Here is an 18,152-nt window from a genome sequence, read left to right as displayed (position 1 = left end):
CAACTAATCAGTTCACTACTGTGGGACTCACCGTGGACCATCGAGAACTCTTTACTTAGAGCGACCGTAGGAGGAATATCGGCGGTTATTGGCTTACTTATAGCCTATTCACTAACACCATCATTTTTGCTCCAATTAATTCTCTTCCTCCTTTGTACAGTATTGTTCATTAATATGTTCTCGTATATAATTATCAGGAGAAGTAAGGTTAGAAATAACTAAACGGTCGTCACGAAAGTAGCGGCGTGATGGATCATAATCCGCTTCGAATCCGCTCTTCCGCCGCCTCGAGCGCCCGTTTCCGGTCGAATTCCTTGACTATTGCCTCGAGTTCTTCCCCGCTTGCGTCCGCCAGATCCCGTGCGTGCTCGGTTATATTCGGCACCGCGCGGATGATGTTGTCGACGATCGGCACCTCGGCGACCTGGGGCGAGCGCGACAGCGGGTTCAGATCGATGACGATCTCGGTCTTGCCCATCTCCGCTAAGGCTTCGGCTCGGTCGCCGTCCTCGAGCGGGACGACCACGACGTCGGCGTCGTAGATGCCGTCGGCGTCGACCTTCGCGCGCTGGTGGTCGAGTCGGGGGATCCGGGCGTCCGCCTCGAGGCCCTTTACGTCCTCCGCACCGTGTTCGCGCAGGTGGTCGGCGATGGCCTCGAGGCGCTCGGGCGTCCGGTTGAAGAGGTTGACCTCGAGGTCGGCGTCGACGACGTCGGCGAGTTCGACCATCTCCGCCGGGACGAGCGCGGCGACGTTGCCGTTGATCGAGAGAACTGGGTGGTCGGCGAGCAGGAGGTGCGCCGCGGCCGCGCGTTCGGCTTCGACCGCGCTCGGAATCGTCTCCTCCCCGAGCAGGTAATCGAAGGCGCTTCCGCGGCCCTCGGCGTGCATCCCCTGGAGGTGGGTGATCCCCTTCTCGACGCCGCGCTCGATCCGGTGGCGGGTGAGCAGGTCCTCGTATCTGGGGTGGTCCTCCGGAATCTCCTCTTCGTGTTCGACCTCGGCGGAGACGGTGTCGTACTCGCTCACGAGAGACGACTGGACACCGGCGATAAAAAGCGGACCGATTCGTTCGACGTGTTCGCGAAGACCTCCCGTGGGTTCCTCGAGCGGGTCGAGACCGCTCTCTCAATCAGTGAACGTGATCCAGCCCTCGGGGGCGTGCGCTTTGACGCCGTTCATCGCGTCACGGGCGTCGGTCCGGGTGTCGTAGACCTGCGTGCTCTCTGCCATCGTCGTTCCGTACTCGTCGATCAGGTGCCACACCCAGCCGTCCTCGTCCTCGGCCGCGTGAAGTTCGAAGGAGACGCTGTCGATCTCGAGGATGCTCGCCGCGTCGATCAGCTCCCGGACGTCCGCGACCGCCTCGCGGACGGCCTCGTTCGACGCGTACGTCTCCGACCCGTTCGCAATCGCTCGTCCGTTCTCGTCGAGAAGCTGCCAGCGCCACCGCCCCTCCTCGTCGGCGATGAGTTCGAACGAGGCGACGTCGAAGTCGACTCTGCCGGCCCGCGGTGCGAGCTGGCGGACGGTTTCGACCGTCGAGAGCAGTTCGTCTTTGTCCGGGACCGTCTCGACCGCGCTGGCGATTTCCTCACGCTCCCGGTCGACGAGACGCCACGACCACTCCGAATCGTTCTCGAGTCGGACGACCGCGTCTTCGATCGAGAACACCGGCGCGTCGGCAGCGTTTTCCGTGATTGTCTGGACCGCCGCCCGTGCCTCCTCGTGGTCGGCGTAGGAGACGTCGGAGTCGGCGAGCGTCTCGCGGTCGCGATCGAGCAGCCGGAACTGACAGTCGTCGGTCCCGTAAAGCTGGACCGTCACGTCGCCGATCATGTATCGTTTCGCCGTGGCTGCAGCCTCCCGGATTGGCTCGAGTTGGTCGACGAGGTCGTCTCGCGTCGGGTAGCGGTCGGCGGAGACGGCGACGATTTCGCCGTTCGGTAAAACGAATCGCCAGTGCCAGTCCTCGGAGGCGTACGGCTGGAAGATGGGACGTTCCATCGTCCTGACCGACGTGTCCAGGTGCTCGAGCAGTCGGTCCATCGCCGCCCTCGCCGCCTCGCGGGTCGGGTGTGTCGCCGGATCCTCGGCGACGAGCTTGCCTCCCTCGTCGATGAGCCGCCAGCCCCACTCGTCGTCCTCGTTTTCGAACAGTTCGAACGCGGCGGTTTCGATCTCGAGTAATTCGGCGTTCGGGGCCTGCTCTTTCAGCGTCATCATCGCTTCGGCAGCCTCGCTTCGCGAGGTGTGTTCTTCGCCGCTGTCGGCGAGGACGTTACCGTCCTCGTCGATGAGTCGCCACCGCCACTCGCCCGAGTCGGCCTCGTACACCTGAAACGCCGCGTTTTCGAACTCGATGAGGTCGGCTTCGCTCGCTTGCTCGCGAACCCGATCGATGGCCGCCGTCGCCGACTCGGTGTCCGCGTGTGGTTCGGTGCTCGCGGCGACGACCTCCCGGTCGTCCGTGACGAGTCGCCAGTTCCACTCGGGCCCGGCGTCGTCATCGGCTTCCACGACGCCGCCGTCGGCCGTGAGTTCCCGACCGGCCGCCGCCGCCTCCGACGCCTCCGCCTCGTCGAACGTCAACTCCGCGTCGTCGCCGACGGGATACACCTCGTACTCCGCGTCGTCGATCTCGACGACGTCCGCCTCGCGAGCGCCCTCGCTGAACTGTTCCGCTCGATGCTTCGTGTCGACGTACCGCTCGTCTCCGTCCGGGCTGCGGGCGACGACGTGTTCGGAGTCGTCGACGAGCCGGAAGTGCCAGTCCTCGCCGGTCTGGTACAGTTCGTGGACCGGCTCTCCGGCGGTGGTGATCGACGCAGACTCCAGTTCCGCCAGAAGCGCTTCGACGGCCTCCTCGGCGTCGCGACGCCCGTCGAACTCGTCCGTGGCGGTGGCGAGGACGTCGTCGTCGCCGTCGACGAGACGCCACGTCCAGCCACCATCGCGTTCGTACAGTTCGGCCCCGACGTGTTCGACGTCGAGCACGCGGGCGTGTTCGAACCGTTCCGCGAACGTCCGGGCGGCCTCCTCGGCGCGTTCCTGACTTCGGTGACCGACGTCGCTCGAGGCAAGCGGCGTGCGCTCGTCGTCGATGAGTTGCCAGTACCACTGATCGCGCTCTTCGGTGTAGGTAAACGCCGCGTTCTCGATTTCGATCACGTCGGCTCCCGGCCCGCGGTCCTTGATGAGGCTTACCGCCCCTTCGGCGTCGTCACGCTGGTCGAACTCGCGCGAACAGGTACCGATGACGCTCCCGTCGTCGCGGGCGAGCGTCCACTGCCAGTTTTCTTCACGGTCCTCGTACAGGCGAAACGCCGACGTCGTCAGTTCCATCAGTCCCGCGGAACTGATCTGGGATTTGACTCGCTCGATTCCGTCCGTCGCCGCCGGCCGCGTCACGGCACTGTCCGTACTTTTCGCGAGCGCCTCGAGGTGGAGAACGTGCCACTGCCAGTCTCCGTCCCCGTCCCGAAAGACGGCGAACTGCGCACCCTCGAGGGCGTCGCCGGTGAGAATCGGCGGATCTTCGGTCTGGCCTTCTTCCTCGACGAACATTCCCCGCTGGCCGGTGACGACCGGGACGAGGGCCGTAACGCCGGCGATTATTCCGATGCCGACCGCGTAGATCGCGATCACTTCGACGCTCCAGTCGGCACCGTGGCCCCGCCAGTCGTGGGGGTAGACGACGGCGAAGGAGGCGACGCCGACGAGCGCGATTGCGACGCCGACGACGCTCGCCTGTATCCCGCGTTTTCTCACCGGCAACATGAGGACGAGGCCGAACAGACACAGCGACAGTCCCGTCGCGGCCGCGACGCCCGAAACCCGAATGAGGACGTACGAACCCGTATCGCCCGCGTAGCCAACGACGAAGGCGAACACCCCCGTGGCACCGATGAGGTAGCCGAGAATGAACAGCCAGTAGCCGTAGACGTCCTTTTTCGAGTCGGGTTCGCCGACGTAGTGTTCGTACAGGCGAAACAGATCCTGGTGTAGCTTCGTTGTGGAAGTCATCGGAAACGTAGCGAAGAACTAGAACAGTGACTAATAAATTTACGTCAACGTGTCAAATAACAATTTTGTCAGGCGCAAAATGAGTTATCGTCTCTCGGAACGATTTCCTCGAATTCACTCGGAACGATTTCACTGGGCGGTGAGATCCTGACCGCCGTAATGCCGGATAGACGTCAGCACACGCTGCTCACGGCTCGAGTCCGCTCAGTGCGTGCAGCGTTTCGTCCGGCAATATTAGTTCGATATGGGCCCTGTCCGGCCGCAGTCCTCACCGCAACATCGCACCGGCCGGATGGGTCGTACAGACGTCTGGATCGTAGCCGGCGTCGGAGAGTCCCGTCCCGAGCGCGAAGACCGTATTCCCGAGCATCGCCATCGACGCCTGTCCGCCGGCGTCGGTGACGTCACCGATCGCCCGCGCGACGTCCTCGGTCAACAACCCCGCTTCGCGTGCAAAAAGGCGGGACGCGTACATGAACGACAGGAGCGTCGGTTCCTCGACGACTCTCGAGAGCGCTTCCGTCCCGGCGGCGCTGAGCTCGTCGGTATCGCCCGAGAGCACGTCCGGCGTCGAGAGTTCGCCGAAGGAGACGTACTCGACGCGCGCTCGAGCGGGAATCGCGTCCAGTTCGTTCACCTGCGGGCTTCCGGGCTCTAGGCGGATCGGAACCCCACCGTGAGCCTGCGCGACCACGTCGCCCAGCCCGGTTCCGGCTCGTACTTCGGCCCCGTGTGAGATCGTCACGAGTTCGTTCGACGAGAGTTTGCAATCGAAAACGCGGTTGGCCGCAAGCGCCGTCCCGAGCGCCGTCGCACCGGAGACGCCGAAGCCTGCCCCCAATGGAAGTTCGGAGTCGACCTCGACGCGAGCGGTCGCCTCGAGCGTCTCGAGAACGGTCGTCACCGGTTCGATCTCGATCTCGTCGCCGTCGAGAACGACGGTCGAAGCCGACTCCGTCGGTTCGGGTTCGACCGTCACCTCGACGCCGCGGGTGAGCGTCACCCCCGCTCCTCGAGATCCGGCTTTCGTCGGGTCCTCGTCGGGGTGTGTGCTAAAAAAGCCCGTGATGTGACCCGGAACGAACGCCGTCGCCTCCTCGCGCATTGGCGGTCCTTGCGACTCGCTCGTTATATACTGCTCGCTGTCGAGGCGGGTGTCGTCGTGGCGGCTCTCAGAAACGCCGTCTTACGAGGTCGGTCTCCGGCGGTCACGCAGGAGACGGTCCCGCGAACCCCCACGCGACCCTTACGGCGAAAGCCGTTGTCGGTCCTGCAAGACGTGGCTCTCTACGTTCGCCACGCCCTGCTGGCTTCCAGGTTTGTCGTCTACGGCGACAAACGCTGGCGATCTCTCGGGAACAACACCGCTTCCCGGATGTTCTCGAGGCCGAGAATCGTCATGACGAGGCGCTCGCCGCCGAGGCCGAAGCCGGCGTGGGGTGGCATGCCGTATTTGAACATCTTGGTGTAGTACTCGAACTGGTCGGGATCGAGGCCCTGCTGTTCGAAGCCCTCGATAAGCCGCTCGTGGCGGTGTTCACGCTGGCCGCCCGAGACCAGTTCCATCCGCGGGTGCATCAGGTCGAAGCCGGTCGAGAGCTGCTCGTCGTCGTCGTGGTCCTGGATGTAAAACGGCTTGATCTCGCTGGGCCAGTCCGTGATGAAGTAGTGGCCGCCGACGTCGTCGCCGAGTGCCTTCTCGCCCTCGGTCGGCAGGTCGTCGCCCCAGACGAGTTGCTCGTCCAGTTCGCCGGTCGCGTTGATGCGCTCGATCGCTTCCTCGTAGCTGAGTCGCGGGAACTCGCCCTCGGGGACCTCGAACTCGTCGTCCAGGCCGAGCGCCTCGAGTTCCTCGCTGCAGTTCTCGGCGATCGCTTCGTAGGCGGCTTTGATAACCCCTTCCGCGACGTCCATCGCGTCGCTCTCGTCGCAGAACGCCCCCTCGAAGTCGATCGAGGTCGCCTCGTTCAGGTGTCGCGGCGTGTTGTGCTCTTCGGCGCGGAAGATGGGGCCGATCTCGAAGACGCGCTCGACGTTCGAGCCGGCGATCAGCTGTTTGAACAGCTGTGGCGACTGGTTCATAAACGCCTCCTCACCGAAGTAGGTGATCGGGAACAGCTCGGTACCGCCCTCGGTACCGGTGGCGACGATCTTCGGCGTGTTGATCTCCGTACAGCGGTACTCGCGGAACTTCTCTCGGACCGCACGAAGGATCTCGGCGCGGATCTCGAAAACCGCCTGCACCTCGTCTTTGCGCAGGTCGAGCGTCCGGTTGTCGAGGCGGGTCGAGAGTTCGGCGTCGACCTTCCCGGACGGATCGAGCGGCAGTTCCGGATCGGCCGCCGAGACGACCTCGAGTGACTCCGGTGTGACTTCGACGCCCGTCGGCGCGCGCGGTTCCTCTTCGACCCCACCCGAGACCGAGATGACGCTCTCTCGAGAGACGTCGAGACCGGTTTCGACGAGGTCGTCGTCCATCTCGTCTTTCTCGAATTTGATCTGGATCTTGCCGGTCGAATCCCGGAGAATCAAGAAGGCGATCCCGCCGAGGTCGCGGATCTCGTGGACCCAGCCAGCGACGGTGACGTCGTCGCCCGGCTCGGCGTCGGCCGTGTAAGTTCTGTCCTGCATACCACCCGGTTCACGTAGCCGAAACTTAAGCGCAACCGTTCGGGCTCGTCGTCTCGCGACCAACCCAGTGTTGATCTCCTCGCGTTTTTCCCAGTACCGGTCGACCATGGGCCATCTGAGGTCCGGCGAGACGAACGAGAATCCGTCTCGCTCCCTCGACGCGCTCTGTAGCATTCGATGGCTTGTTATCGAGGTCATGAGTAGCCGTGACCGATGAACTCGATCAACGAGGACGACCTCGAGTGGACCGAGTACGACCGCGGGGAGTCAACGTTCCGACGGAAACAGCTCGCAGACGCCGTCGACGCCGACGACATCGGCTGCAGCTTGTACGAACTGCCGCCGGGCGAGCGCTCCTGGCCGTATCACTACCACACGGCGAACGAGGAAGCGGTCTTCGTTCTCGATGGGGAGGGCGTTCTGCGTAGAGAGGACGGCGAAAAGCCGCTCGAGGCCGGCGACTACGTCGCGCTTCCGGCTAACGAGGACGGCAGCCACCAGATCAGAAACGAGAGCGAAAAGCCCCTCCGGTACCTGATGGTGTCGACGATGACCGAACCGGATATCACGATCTATCCGGAGATGGGCAAGTTCGGGGTGTTCGCCGGCGCACCGCCAGGAAGCCGGGGCGAACGCACGTTCTCCGGGTTCTACGACCTCGAGGACACCGTCGACTACTGGGAGGAAGACGACGAGCGATAACCAGCGGGCCGTCATCCACCGAGAGGTATCGCAGGCTCGAGGACCCACCCCACGAGAGCACCTCAACGCTCGTAGACGGTCATCGGAATCTCGTTCAGCGCTCGTAGACGGTCATCGGAATCTCGTGTTTCGGTCGCGCGGTGATCGTCGCCCGCAGGTCGAGGTCGGTCCCGGGGACGAGTTCGAGGTGGTAACGCTGGTAGACCATCGCGAGGATCAACCGCGCCTCGAGCATCGCGAACCGGTCGCCGATACACCGCCTCGGGCCGGCGGCGAACGGGAAGTATGCGAGTTTCGGGAGGCCTTCTTCCATTTCGTCGGTCCAGCGCTCCGGATGGAACGCGAGCGGATCGTCGTACCACCGCGGGTCGCGGTGGACAACCCACTGGTGCATTCGAACCGTCGATCCGGGCCGAACCTCGTAGCCACCGATCACGTCCGGCTTGACCGGTTCGCGGACGACTCCCGGAACCGGCGGGTACAGCCGCATCGACTCTTTGACGACTCGTTCGGTGTAAGAAAGATCCGACAGGTCGTCCATCGTCGGCGGCCGGCCATCGAGGACATCCTCGAGTTCGGCGACGAGTTTCTCCTCGACGGCCGGGTTTGTCGCGAGCGCCCAGAACGTCAGCGTCAACGAAAGCGCCGTCGTCTCGTGACCGGCGAGCAAGAGCGTGACGACCTCGTCGCGGATCTGTTCGACCGACATCGGTCGTGCGTCCCCCTCGCCGGCCGTCTCCCCCTCGAGAAGTTTCGAGATGACGTCGTTCTCCGTCGGGTTCTCCCGGCGTTCCTCGATGAGCCCGTAGACGACGTCGTCGAGGCGCTCGCGGGCGCGACGAATCCGCAGGCGAGCGGGGGTCGGAACGGACGGCGGGAGGACGAAGTGAGCGAGACTCTCCGTGGCCACCATGAACTCCTCGAGCGCAGAACCGACGGTGTCGACGTGGTCGTCGACGTCCGCGCCGAACAGCGCGCGGGCGACGATCTTCAGCGTCACCTCCATCATGTCCTCGTGAACGTGACGCGTCTGTCCCTCCTCCCAGCTCTCGAGGGCGTCTCCGGTGAACTCGGTCATCATCGTCGCGTACTCCCGGATTCGGTCGGGGTGAAACGCGGGCTGGATGAGGTGGCGGTTGCGCCGCCAGACCGCCCCTTCGCTGTTCAGAATCCCGTTACCTGTGATCGGTCGGAGGACGTTCTGAAATCCTTCGCCTTTGACGTACCGCTCGTTTCGCGAAACGAGTACCTGCTCGATGTGGTCGGGATGATTGATCTGGTAGACCGGGCCACCGGGGTCTTCCCAGTAGGCGACGTCGCCGTACTCGTGGGCCGTCCGAGTCATGAACCCGTACGGATCGCGGAGAAACGCCAGTTGATTGCCGAGAATCGGTAGTCCGTCGGGTCCAGGCGGAGGTCCGTTTCGAAACTCGGAGGTGTCGCTACTCACGGTTGGTCTCACCCAGGCGGGCCAGCCCCCTCCGTCTATACCCGATCATACTAGGTGTATTTATATGTGTGTCGTCCCGGTCCGAACCGTACTCGGTAGGCCGATTGCCGCGACTGTCGGTGCGAGAGGAGGTCCATTCTATGCTGTCTGCGTACAGCGACAACACGAGTGTCGGTTCCAGAGAACGAATCCGACGGCGGGACCTCCTCGAGACAGGAATTGCACGGAATCGAGGGGAGTTATAGTAGCCACTGGAAGTCACTGCACACCTGATCGCACGAGGTGTACGCGGTTCGGAGCGAGTGGAACGAGCGAGAACCGCGGAACAGCGAGCGGGGAACGACGTGACCCGCGAGGAGCGCGGTTCGGAGCGTGCGCGGTTCGGAGCGAGTGGAACGAGCGAGAACCGCGGAATGGCGAGCGGGGAACGCAGTGACCCGTGAACTGTGCGATGGGTGTGTAAATAGTTCCAGTTGTTACTATAGTCATAAAGGGTGGTCCCGGCCAGTGACTGACCGACGGCGTCCTCAGCAGTCGACGGGTTCGACCCACTCGGTCGCCGGCTCTCCCGCAGGAACACCCACCATCATCACGTAGGCCACTGCTCCGCCCTCGCTGTCGGCTGTGTGGACGTGGCCATGGTCGATCCACGCGTCGCCCGCCGTGTACGTACGGGGGACACAATCACCGTCCCACGTGTAGACGATCTCCCCCTCGATCATATTCACGAGGGCAAGTCCCGGGTGTCGGTGCCAGCCGGTGGTCGAGTTTTCGTCCCACGTCGCCTTGCCAACGATGCAGGTCGGTGCGTCATCGAACTCGACAGTGATCGGGTCGCCGGAGTGGTCGTCGGCGTACTCGAGGCGAAAACTCGCGGCTAACTCGTCGGGGAAGGGTGCGTGCGGAGCAAGCATCTCCATTTCCCAGCCGTCGGGTTCGTCGACTGCGGGGCCGTTTTCCTCTTCCTCGGTGGTGGCCGTTTCATCGTCGGTAGACTCGTCGCCGGTCACGGGCGCGGCCATACCGACGGTGGCTGCCCCGACCGCACTCGTTTTCAATACGGTCCGTCTCGATACTCGCCCAGATGGATTGATTTCGTTTTTCATATCATTATTATGATCGTTCTGCGAACTGTGTGCGAAGTGCTCGTTGCTTCTTTCTCGAACACGTGGTTCCGTTCGATCATTCCGGAGTCATTCGCTCGATTCGTCCACCGTCTCGTCGACCGAGACGGTTTGGTGCAACTGTTTTCTATAGTAGCCACTGAACGTCATTGCACACGCGATTGCCAGACGGATCGGCGATCGGGTGTACATCGTTTCAGTTGTTACTATAGTACGTTCGCAGGCGTCGACTGCAGGGACGAATCGGCCTGAAACGGCGGATTTAACCCTACAATGCAGGCTTGCGACCGCACTAGAGCGACCGAGAGCGATGTCGCGGTCACTCCGAAAGTGACCGACAGTAATCCGGACGACGATGGGCCGAACTCGTCGCGGTCGTGCTGTAATCGGGAGTCTCCTCTTCGAGATCGATGGACGTGACGGTCGGCTATTCGTGGGGTGACGGCCCTCGGCAGGCGTCGTACACTCACTCTCTGGCCGAATCGTTCGATCGCTCCGCCTGTGGGTACCACGCCGAATGCGTCGTTCTCGATTACGAGGTATCGTCGTCATGGTGTCCCACAAAAGTCGAAACGCGGGGAGGATACGTGACGATACCTAGTGCAATATTGCACCTCGTGAAACCGCTCACCGAGTGTGAACGACAGATCGATCGACGACTCACGGCAGATCGTTCGACGGCACTCGCGTACCGATACCGGCGATAGCGCGAACAACTAATACCGTTGTGTGTGTACTATTCACATGGGATCAGCACTCGAAGACATCGGATTCCTCGCGCGGTCGGAACACCGGATGGGCGTGTTAACGGCACTGTCAGACGGACAGCGTGAACGCCACGAACTCTGTCGGACGACCGGTGCCTCGTCCGCGACCATGGGGCGGATCCTCGGCGATTTCGAGGATCGACGCTGGATCGTTCGGGAGGGATCGATCTACGAACTGACGCCGCTGGGTGCGTTCGTCGCCGACTGGTTCACGGGCCTCCACGAGGCGATGGAAATCGAGCGCAGGCTCCGCGACGTCTGGCGGTGGCTCCCGCGCGAGATGGCCGGGTTCAGCATCGACCTGTTCGCCGACGCGGTGGTCTCGTACCCCGGTCCGGGCTACCCCTACGAACCGGTCGAGCGCGTCAGTCACCTGGTCGAGGAGACCAGTGCAATGTGCGGGTTCGGCACCACCGTCTTCAAATCGGTCAACAACGAAACCGTCTGCCGATGCGTCGTGGACGGAATGGAGTACGAGTACATCTACTCGCCAGAGATTCTGCAGGCGACCATCGACTGGGACCCGGAACGGGTCGCCACCGCCGCGGCGTGTGAGAACTGCACCATCCTGTTGCACGACGACCTCCCGGACGCCGACCGGTGTGGACTCGGAATCTTCGACGACCGCATCGGAATCTGCTGTCACGATGCTAGCACCGGGATGCTCGAGGCCGTCATCGATACGGACGCTCTCGAGGCCCGCGAGTGGGCCACGTCCGTCTACGACCGCCACAGGGCCGAGTCGCGGCCGATATCGGCGACCGAGAAAGCCGACCTGTTCCCGGAACACGTCGTTGCGTGAACGGCTCGATCCGGTTCATCCCTCCCGCATAAAGCGGTCCGTTTCACGGGATGAAATATTGCACTGAACATCATCAAGACCGTCTCGAGCGTATCGGACGGTGGGAGGACAGAACGACTCTCACCGCGATGGCCGCACGTCGACGAATCGAATCCGTCCATCTCGAGGACAACTTCGGAGCGCCATCTTGCGTCCCGTTGATAGAAAAAATCGCGATTGGAGGTGCGACAGGGCCAGTGGAGTACACGAATGAGCCAAACTACCATCACTACCACCGACGGAACTGCGTCCCGACTCCCTGCGGAGACGGTTGAGTCATTCAGCGAGCAACTGCGTGGCCCGCTCATGACTTCGACCGACCCGGGATTTGCGGAATCAACACGAACCTGGAACGGCATGATCGAGAAAACGCCGGCGCTGGTCGTCCAGCCGACTGGGACGGCTGACGTCGTGGCTACCGTGACCTTCGTCCGCGAGCACGATCTCCTGCTCTCGGTAAAGGGGGGCGGCCACAACATTGCTGGTACGGCGCTGGCCGACGGCGGGCTGACCATCGACATGTCCCAACTTCGAGGTGTTACGATCGATCCTGACGAGCAGACCGCCACCGCACAGGGTGGGTGCCTCGTCGGTGACCTCGACCGGGAATCCCAGCTTCACGGTCTTGGGACCCCGCTGGGATTCGTCTCCGAGACCGGGTTAGCCGGCTTGACCCTTGGCGGAGGTTTTGGCTACCTGACTCGCCGGTTCGGCTGGACGGTCGATAACCTGCTCGAGGTCGAAGTCGTCACCGCCGACGGCCAGGTTCGCAAAGCGAGTCGGGAAGAAAACGCGGATCTCTTTTGGGCGATTCGCGGTGCCGGACACAACTTCGGCGTAGTCACGTCGTTTACCTTTCAGTTACACCAGGTTGGACCGACCGTGTACGGCGGGCTCATCGCCTGGCCGTTCGAGCGAGCCAGCGAGATCCTCGAAGCGTATCGGGAGATCACCGCCAACGCACCCAGGGAAGTGACGATATTTCTCATCATGCGGCGGGCTCCGCCGGCCCCGTTCGTACCCGAGAAATGGCACGGAAGGCGGATTTGTGCTATGGCCGTCTGCTACGCTGGCGACCGTGACGATGTCGATGAGAAATTGGCTCCGATCCGCGCACTCGGTGATCCCATTGTAGACGAACTCCAGGAACAGCCGTACACTCGGCTTCAGTCGTACCTCGACGCGACGCAGCCGAAGGGGAATCACTACTACTGGAAGACCGAGTTCGTCTCCGAGATACGGGACGGTCTTCTCTCGACGACCCAGGAACTAGCCAAAGAGAACCCGATTCCCGGTGGGCAGGTCGCTTTCGCGCACATCGGTGGTGCCCTGAACGAGTACGCGGATGACGATGGAGCGGTCGGCAACCGCGATGCACGGTACGTCTACATAGTGGCAGGGATGTGGGATCCGGACGACTCCAACTGCGACCAGTATCGAACGTGGGTCAAGGATGCGTGGAAGCGATTCAGCCCCTTCACGACAGGAGGCAGCTACATCAACTTCCAGACCGCCGACGAAGGTGACGACCGCATCCAATCGACCTACGGCGACAACTACGACCGGATCGTCCACGTCAAGGAGAAATACGATCCAGAGAACGTCTTCAGCGTGAATCGAAATATCCGGTCGGCGTGACTGGATCTGTGTGTCAGGGCGGAATCGCATCGGCACAATCGGAGGCCGTTGCACCGTGCTGACCGGCCAATAGTGACGATCCACGCCTGAACCGATGAGTGAAATACTGTGGTGTAATCCGATTTCGCTCGTCAGTCGACGGTCGAAACGGTACTTTCCTAGCAACTGAAACGGTTTACACACCGATCGCCGATAGATCCCACAACCCGGATGCGACGTCGTCCACTGACCTGCCACGACGGCGCTCCAGAACTGACGGCGGTCCCCAACGCGGATCCACACGGAACTCCACGGACCAGAATCGATTTAGCGCTCGCGTTTCCAGGAGAGGGTATGACGACCGAGTCGCCCTCGAGTACGATCAACACCTACTCGGGGATTCGAATCGATCCCCTGGCGCCGGCCCCGGATCGGATCCGCCTCGAGGACGTCGCACACGGGCTCTCCCAGACCTGTCGGTTCTCGGGGCAAAGCGAGTTCTTCTATTCGGTTGCCAGTCACTCGCTGTTCGTCAGTTACGAACTCGCCCGCGAACACGACTCAGTCGTGCAACTGTACGGCCTGCTCCACGACGCCGCCGAGGCGTACATCACCGACCTCCCCCGCCCGGTCAAACGCCGGATCGACGAGTTCGACGCGATCGAAGAGCGCATCCTCGAGGCGACGTGGCAACGCCTCGACGTCCCCGAACCGACCGAAGACGAGTGGGCCGCGGTGATGGACGCCGACGACCGCCTCTTTCGGTACGAGGCGACGGAGCTACTGAACGGCTATCGACCGACCGAGCAGCCGTCACTCGAGTACGAGCTAACGCCGTGTGCGCCGACCGAGGTCCGCCAGCAGTTTCTCGAGCGCGCGGATCGACTGCGCTCGGAAGTCGAGTAGTGCGCGCCGAACTCGAGCAGCGGGTTCGCTCTCCGCTCGACCGGAAGGGTCGGCACAATCCTTTTGGTCGAACCGGGCACACCCTGACGCATGCGCGTCACCTTTCTCGGAACCGGCAGCGCAATGCCGACCGGCGAGCGTTTCCAGACGGGAATTCTCGTCCAGGAAGACGGCCGAACGCTTTTGATCGATTGCGGTTCCGGAGTTCTCCACCGTCTCCAACAATCGGGCGTCGGCTACGAGAACGTCTCTACCGTCTTGCTTACCCACCACCACTTAGACCACGTCGCCGACCTGCTTCCGCTGATGAAAGCCCGTTGGCTCGCAGGCGAGGAACACCTCGAGGTCGTCGGCCCGCAAGGGACCAAGGGGCTGGTCGACGGACTCCTGTCGGTCCACGAGTACATGCAGGAGAAACTCGAGTTGCGGGTGCGCGAGGTCCACCCCGGCGAGTTTGCCGTCGCCGGCTTCGACGTCTCGGCCTACGAGACGCGCCACTCACTGCCCTGTCTCGCCTACCGCTTCGACGACCGGTTTACGTTCAGCGGCGACAGCGAGGCCTTTACTGGCCTGGCGAACTTCGCCGACGAGTCGGCGATCCTCGCCCACGACTGTTCGTTTCCCGACGACGTCGACGTCTCGAACCACCCGACGCCCGAACGACTGGGAAAGGCACTCGAGGGGACGGACATCGGCCGGGTCTATCTGACCCACCTCTATCCGCATACGGAGGGACGTCACGGGGAAATGCTCGAGTCCATCGCCAGCCACTACGACGGTGACGTCCGCTTCGCCGAGGATCTCACGACCATAACGGTCGAATAGCGACGGTAACGGCCGAGTAGTGTCGAAAATCGGAGACGGCTACCAGCGCTTCGCGAGGACGTTGTCAGCCAGCCACCGGGCCGTCGGGCTCCACCCGTTCTCGATACCGATCTTGCGGTCTCTGACTATATCGAGAACGATACAGATCGGCACAGCGAGATGTCCCGCGAAGGCGGCGGTCAGCGGAGTCGCCCCTACTGCGACGTAACCGACGAGCATTGCGACACCCCCAAATCCGATAGCTATCCAGCAGCCGAATAGCACCCTCGAGAGGATGGGAGCCCGGTCGATCTCGTCGCTCGTGAGGAGAACATAGTCGGGCCCTTTCAGTATCGACGCGAATAGCATCACTGCGCTGAACAACAGGACGATGTAGCCATCACTCATTATCTGTCCTCCCAATTTTCATCTCGACCAGTCAGCTAGATAATTTTTCTAGAGAGATATATACTTGCACGATATCGATCATCGTGCTTTGGGATGAAGGGATGCTGACAAGCCGCCTCATACGGTTTACTGTAAGCCATTACCGGCACACCCGCGACCCGGGCGGCGGGCGTGCCGGTACATCGGTACAGCAATCCGTATCAGGAGGCTACGGCGTTCGACGCGACGACCTGTACGCTTGCGTTCAGTTCGTCGAAAATCCCACCGAACACGACACCCCGTCTCGACAGCGCAGTACACCGATCGCATCGAACCGGTGCTGTCGGCCGTTTCGTAGCGCTTTTGACGGTCGTCGGGAAACGGAGGGTATGACCGCCCCCTGGGACGACTGGAATCACATTCTCAAGATCGATCCGGACAAGGATCTCCCCGAGGGAACCACCTACGGCGATCTCTGTGCGACCGGCACCGACGCGATCGAGGTCGGCGGCACGATGGGCATCACCGAACAGAACATGGAAGCCGTCGTCGAGGCCTGTGCCGAACACGACGTCCCGCTCTACCAGGAGCCCTCGAGTCCCGACGTCGTCATCGACAACGAGGCGCTCGAGGGGTATCTCGTCCCAACCGTCTTCAACGCCGGCTCTCCGTTCTGGATTACCGGCGCACACAAGGAGTGGGTACGAATCGACGACGGATTCGACTGGGATCGGACGGCGACGGAGGCCTACATCGTGATGAACCCCGACGCCGACGTCGCGACGTACACAGAAGCCGACTGCGACCTGGATGCCGACGATGTCGCCGCGTACGCGACCGTCGCCGAGCGCATGTTCGGCCAGGAAATCGTCTACGTCGAGTACTCCGGAACGTTCGGAGACGAGGAGGTCGTCGCCGCAGCGGCCGAAGCGACCGACGAATCGACGCTGTTCTACGGCGGCGGCATTCACGACTACGACTCGGCGTATTCGATGGCCCAGTACGCCGACGTGATCGTCGTCGGTAACCTCGCCCACGACGACGGCGTCGAGGCAGTTCGCGAAACGGTTCGGGCAGCTTCTGACGCGTAGGGTTTTTCCTTACAGTCCTCGAGGGATGAAGAATCCGTTCTGGCCTAAACGGTTTTGCGTCTTCACAACTCATCAGGTGACATGACTGTACTCGCAGAGTTCGAGGCGGCCTCCCCGTCGCTCGTTCTCGGGCCGACGCTCGAGGCGCTGCCGTCGCTCACCCTCGAACTCGAGCGACAGTACGCGCTCGATCCGGACCACCCCATCGTCTTCTGCTGGGCAACCTATGGGGACCAGGATCATCTCGAGCGAACCATCGCCGACGACGAGACCGTCGATACGTTTGAACGGGTCGTTCACAGCCCGGATCGAGTTCTGTACCGAATCCGTCGAAGCGATTCGGGCGTGATCTCAGCCTATCGCCGGTGGGTGTCGGCCGGCGGGGAGTTGCTCCACTGTCTCGGAACGAAGGGGCGCTGGAAAGCCGAGATGCGGTTTCCCGACCGGGACGCGTTCACCGAATATCACACGTTTCTCGAGGCCGAAAACGTCGAGTTCGAACTCCACCGCCTCTCGACGGGCGAAGCGGCCCGACGTGCGTCCGATATAAAGACGCTGACGAAGTCACAGCGGGAAGCGCTGGTTCTCGCTCACGAACACGGCTTTTTCGATGTCCCACGGGAGGCGAACCTCGCCACTATCGCCGACTCGCTCGGCATCTCGAGTCAGGCCGTCAGTGAACGGCTCCGGCGTGGACAATCCCGACTGATCGACAGGTACGTCCGCTACAGCAACTACTAATACGGATTGCTGTACCGATGACCGGCGCACCCGCCCCCGGGCCGTGGGTGTGCCGGAACTGATGGACAGGAAACCGTACGAGACGGTGTGCGATGACTGATTACGGTCGATCGCGCACCCCTCTGCGATCGGCCGGTACGGACTCACCACAGACCGTTCGAACTCGAGGAAATCGAGCCCAACCCGCCCATGTCGCTGGCACTCTCGAGAACGTGTTTGATCCACCGGTGACTTACGCCACGATCAGATCGCGGAGTCGCGGCAGGACCTCGGCGACGTCGTCGCGACGGACGACGTCCGCGATGCCGTCCCGGGGGGTCGACTCGAGGTTGACGATCCCGACGATCCCACCGTTCTCCGCGGCCAGTTTCGGGAGCGAGGCGGCGGGTTCGACGACGAGCGAGGAGCCGATCGCGAGAAAGACGTCGGCCTCGCGAGCGAACGACCGCGCGCGCTGGATGACGGCCCCCGGAAGCTGTTCGCCGAAGAGAACGACGTCGGGTTTGTAGTGGCCGCCACACTCACAAAGCGGTGGTAACTCCCCCTCCGCTGCCCGCTCGAAAATCGGCCCCGAAGCCCGGCGGTTCCCGCAGTCGACACACCGTACCCGTCTCGCGTTTCCGTGGAGCTCGAGGATCGTCGCCGACTCCGCTTCGGACCCGTCGGTGATCGCGTCCGCGGCGTCTGCATGAAGGCCGTCCGTGTTCTGGGTGAGTACCGCCTCGAGCGTCCCGTCTTTCCCCAGTGCGGCCAGCGCTTCGTGAGCGGTGTTTGGCTCCGGATTCCCGCCGAACAGCTCGCGCTGCAGTTCGAGCCGGTCGGCCCAGAATCCCGAGGGATCGCGCTGAAAGCGTCCGTACGTGAACTGCCCCTCGTCGAACCGATCCCACACGCCGTCGTCGCCGCGGAAGGTCGGAACGTCCGACGGTGCGGAGATGCCGGCACCGGTCAGCGCGACTGCCGTCTCCGCATCCCGGAGTTCGGCTGCGAGTTCCTCGAGATCGTCCATATCCGCCGTTCGGGCTCGGCCGGGAAAAGTTCGAAGGGACGGCAATCCGTGTGAA

At 62.7% G+C, this 18,152-nt stretch carries 16 protein-coding genes; 8 read left to right on the top strand and 8 right to left on the bottom strand.

The window, feature by feature from the left end:
• Positions 1-253: 253 nt before the first annotated feature.
• The 4 genes from EA473_RS04885 to aspS form a co-directional block, all read right to left on the bottom strand.
• On the bottom strand, positions 254-1,030 hold the full coding sequence (locus EA473_RS04885; protein WP_124194547.1) for a 4-phosphopantoate--beta-alanine ligase: 777 nt from the start codon (positions 1,028-1,030) through the stop codon (positions 254-256).
• Between the two features lie 99 nt (positions 1,031-1,129).
• Positions 1,130-4,027, bottom strand: coding sequence for a DUF1508 domain-containing protein (locus EA473_RS04880; protein WP_124194546.1), 2,898 nt, complete (start codon positions 4,025-4,027; stop codon positions 1,130-1,132).
• Positions 4,028-4,295: 268 nt separating this feature from the next.
• Positions 4,296-5,132, bottom strand: coding sequence for a pantoate kinase (locus EA473_RS04875; RefSeq protein WP_124194545.1), 837 nt, complete (start codon positions 5,130-5,132; stop codon positions 4,296-4,298).
• A gap of 221 nt (positions 5,133-5,353) precedes the next feature.
• A complete protein-coding gene (gene aspS / locus EA473_RS04870) occupies positions 5,354-6,658 on the bottom strand; it encodes an aspartate--tRNA(Asn) ligase (RefSeq protein ID WP_124194544.1) in 1,305 nt (434 codons plus the stop codon).
• Positions 6,659-6,871: 213 nt separating this feature from the next.
• Here aspS and EA473_RS04865 point away from each other — a divergent pair, with 213 nt between their 5' ends.
• Positions 6,872-7,360 (top strand): cupin domain-containing protein, encoded by a 489-nt coding sequence (locus EA473_RS04865; protein ID WP_124194543.1) that lies wholly within the window; start codon positions 6,872-6,874, stop codon positions 7,358-7,360.
• A 94-nt stretch (positions 7,361-7,454) separates the two neighbouring features.
• Here EA473_RS04865 and EA473_RS04860 read toward each other — a convergent pair whose 3' ends face one another.
• Positions 7,455-8,810, bottom strand: a complete 1,356-nt coding sequence (locus EA473_RS04860) for a cytochrome P450 (RefSeq protein ID WP_124194542.1) — start codon at positions 8,808-8,810, stop codon at positions 7,455-7,457.
• Between the two features lie 302 nt (positions 8,811-9,112).
• Here EA473_RS04860 and EA473_RS22175 point away from each other — a divergent pair, with 302 nt between their 5' ends.
• Positions 9,113-9,253 (top strand): hypothetical protein, encoded by a 141-nt coding sequence (locus tag EA473_RS22175; RefSeq protein WP_165875204.1) that lies wholly within the window; start codon positions 9,113-9,115, stop codon positions 9,251-9,253.
• Positions 9,254-9,337: 84 nt separating this feature from the next.
• Here EA473_RS22175 and EA473_RS04855 read toward each other — a convergent pair whose 3' ends face one another.
• Positions 9,338-9,916 carry a twin-arginine translocation signal domain-containing protein gene (locus tag EA473_RS04855; protein WP_124194541.1) on the bottom strand — a complete coding sequence of 193 codons (579 nt, stop codon included), beginning with the start codon at positions 9,914-9,916 and terminating at the stop codon, positions 9,338-9,340.
• Between the two features lie 762 nt (positions 9,917-10,678).
• Here EA473_RS04855 and EA473_RS04850 point away from each other — a divergent pair.
• From EA473_RS04850 to EA473_RS04835, 4 genes are all read left to right on the top strand, one after another.
• Positions 10,679-11,503 (top strand): helix-turn-helix transcriptional regulator, encoded by an 825-nt coding sequence (locus EA473_RS04850; RefSeq protein WP_124194540.1) that lies wholly within the window; start codon positions 10,679-10,681, stop codon positions 11,501-11,503.
• 345 nt (positions 11,504-11,848) lie between these two features.
• The gene (locus EA473_RS04845) at positions 11,849-13,180 is read left to right on the top strand and encodes an FAD-binding oxidoreductase (protein ID WP_207890142.1); all 1,332 of its coding nucleotides are present in this window, start codon (positions 11,849-11,851) and stop codon (positions 13,178-13,180) included.
• A 333-nt stretch (positions 13,181-13,513) separates the two neighbouring features.
• A complete protein-coding gene (locus EA473_RS04840) occupies positions 13,514-14,065 on the top strand; it encodes a phosphohydrolase (protein WP_124194538.1) in 552 nt (183 codons plus the stop codon).
• 90 nt (positions 14,066-14,155) lie between these two features.
• Positions 14,156-14,890 (top strand): MBL fold metallo-hydrolase, encoded by a 735-nt coding sequence (locus tag EA473_RS04835; protein WP_124194537.1) that lies wholly within the window; start codon positions 14,156-14,158, stop codon positions 14,888-14,890.
• A gap of 39 nt (positions 14,891-14,929) precedes the next feature.
• Here EA473_RS04835 and EA473_RS04830 read toward each other — a convergent pair whose 3' ends face one another.
• Entirely contained in the window at positions 14,930-15,277 is a 348-nt protein-coding gene (locus EA473_RS04830) for a hypothetical protein (protein ID WP_124194536.1), read from the bottom strand.
• Positions 15,278-15,645: 368 nt separating this feature from the next.
• On the opposite strand from EA473_RS04830, the gene EA473_RS04825 reads away from it, so the two are divergent.
• A complete protein-coding gene (locus EA473_RS04825; RefSeq protein WP_124194535.1) occupies positions 15,646-16,347 on the top strand; it encodes a phosphoglycerol geranylgeranyltransferase in 702 nt (233 codons plus the stop codon).
• Positions 16,348-16,428: 81 nt separating this feature from the next.
• Positions 16,429-17,088 carry a helix-turn-helix domain-containing protein gene (locus EA473_RS04820; protein ID WP_124194534.1) on the top strand — a complete coding sequence of 220 codons (660 nt, stop codon included), beginning with the start codon at positions 16,429-16,431 and terminating at the stop codon, positions 17,086-17,088.
• Between the two features lie 232 nt (positions 17,089-17,320).
• Here the strand turns inward: EA473_RS04820 and EA473_RS04815 are convergent, their stop codons facing one another.
• Positions 17,321-18,097, bottom strand: a complete 777-nt coding sequence (locus EA473_RS04815) for an SIR2 family NAD-dependent protein deacylase (protein WP_124194533.1) — start codon at positions 18,095-18,097, stop codon at positions 17,321-17,323.
• Positions 18,098-18,152 lie beyond the last annotated feature (55 nt).

Origin of the sequence: Natrarchaeobius chitinivorans (assembly GCF_003841505.1) — an archaeon.
Lineage (GTDB): Archaea > Halobacteriota > Halobacteria > Halobacteriales > Natrialbaceae > Natrarchaeobius > Natrarchaeobius chitinivorans.
Note: the sequence above shows the minus strand (reverse complement) of the source record. Positions and strands in the feature narration are given on the sequence as shown.

Bases quoted from the DNA above. Each gene is read 5' to 3' on its own strand.
- EA473_RS04875 (WP_124194545.1), bottom strand. From the start codon at position 5,132: ATGCGCGAGGAGGCGACGGCGTTCGTTCCGGGTCACATCACGGGCTTT.
- EA473_RS04835 (WP_124194537.1), top strand. From the start codon at position 14,156: ATGCGCGTCACCTTTCTCGGAACCGGCAGCGCAATGCCGACCGGCGAG.
- EA473_RS04830 (WP_124194536.1), bottom strand. From the start codon at position 15,277: ATGAGTGATGGCTACATCGTCCTGTTGTTCAGCGCAGTGATGCTATTC.
- EA473_RS04845 (WP_207890142.1), top strand. From the start codon at position 11,849: ATGACTTCGACCGACCCGGGATTTGCGGAATCAACACGAACCTGGAAC.
- EA473_RS04825 (WP_124194535.1), top strand. From the start codon at position 15,646: ATGACCGCCCCCTGGGACGACTGGAATCACATTCTCAAGATCGATCCG.
- EA473_RS04880 (WP_124194546.1), bottom strand. From the start codon at position 4,027: ATGACTTCCACAACGAAGCTACACCAGGATCTGTTTCGCCTGTACGAA.
- EA473_RS04850 (WP_124194540.1), top strand. From the start codon at position 10,679: ATGGGATCAGCACTCGAAGACATCGGATTCCTCGCGCGGTCGGAACAC.
- EA473_RS04855 (WP_124194541.1), bottom strand. From the start codon at position 9,916: ATGAAAAACGAAATCAATCCATCTGGGCGAGTATCGAGACGGACCGTA.
- EA473_RS04815 (WP_124194533.1), bottom strand. From the start codon at position 18,097: ATGGACGATCTCGAGGAACTCGCAGCCGAACTCCGGGATGCGGAGACG.
- EA473_RS04865 (WP_124194543.1), top strand. From the start codon at position 6,872: ATGAACTCGATCAACGAGGACGACCTCGAGTGGACCGAGTACGACCGC.
- EA473_RS04820 (WP_124194534.1), top strand. From the start codon at position 16,429: ATGACTGTACTCGCAGAGTTCGAGGCGGCCTCCCCGTCGCTCGTTCTC.
- EA473_RS04840 (WP_124194538.1), top strand. From the start codon at position 13,514: ATGACGACCGAGTCGCCCTCGAGTACGATCAACACCTACTCGGGGATT.
- aspS (WP_124194544.1), bottom strand. From the start codon at position 6,658: ATGCAGGACAGAACTTACACGGCCGACGCCGAGCCGGGCGACGACGTC.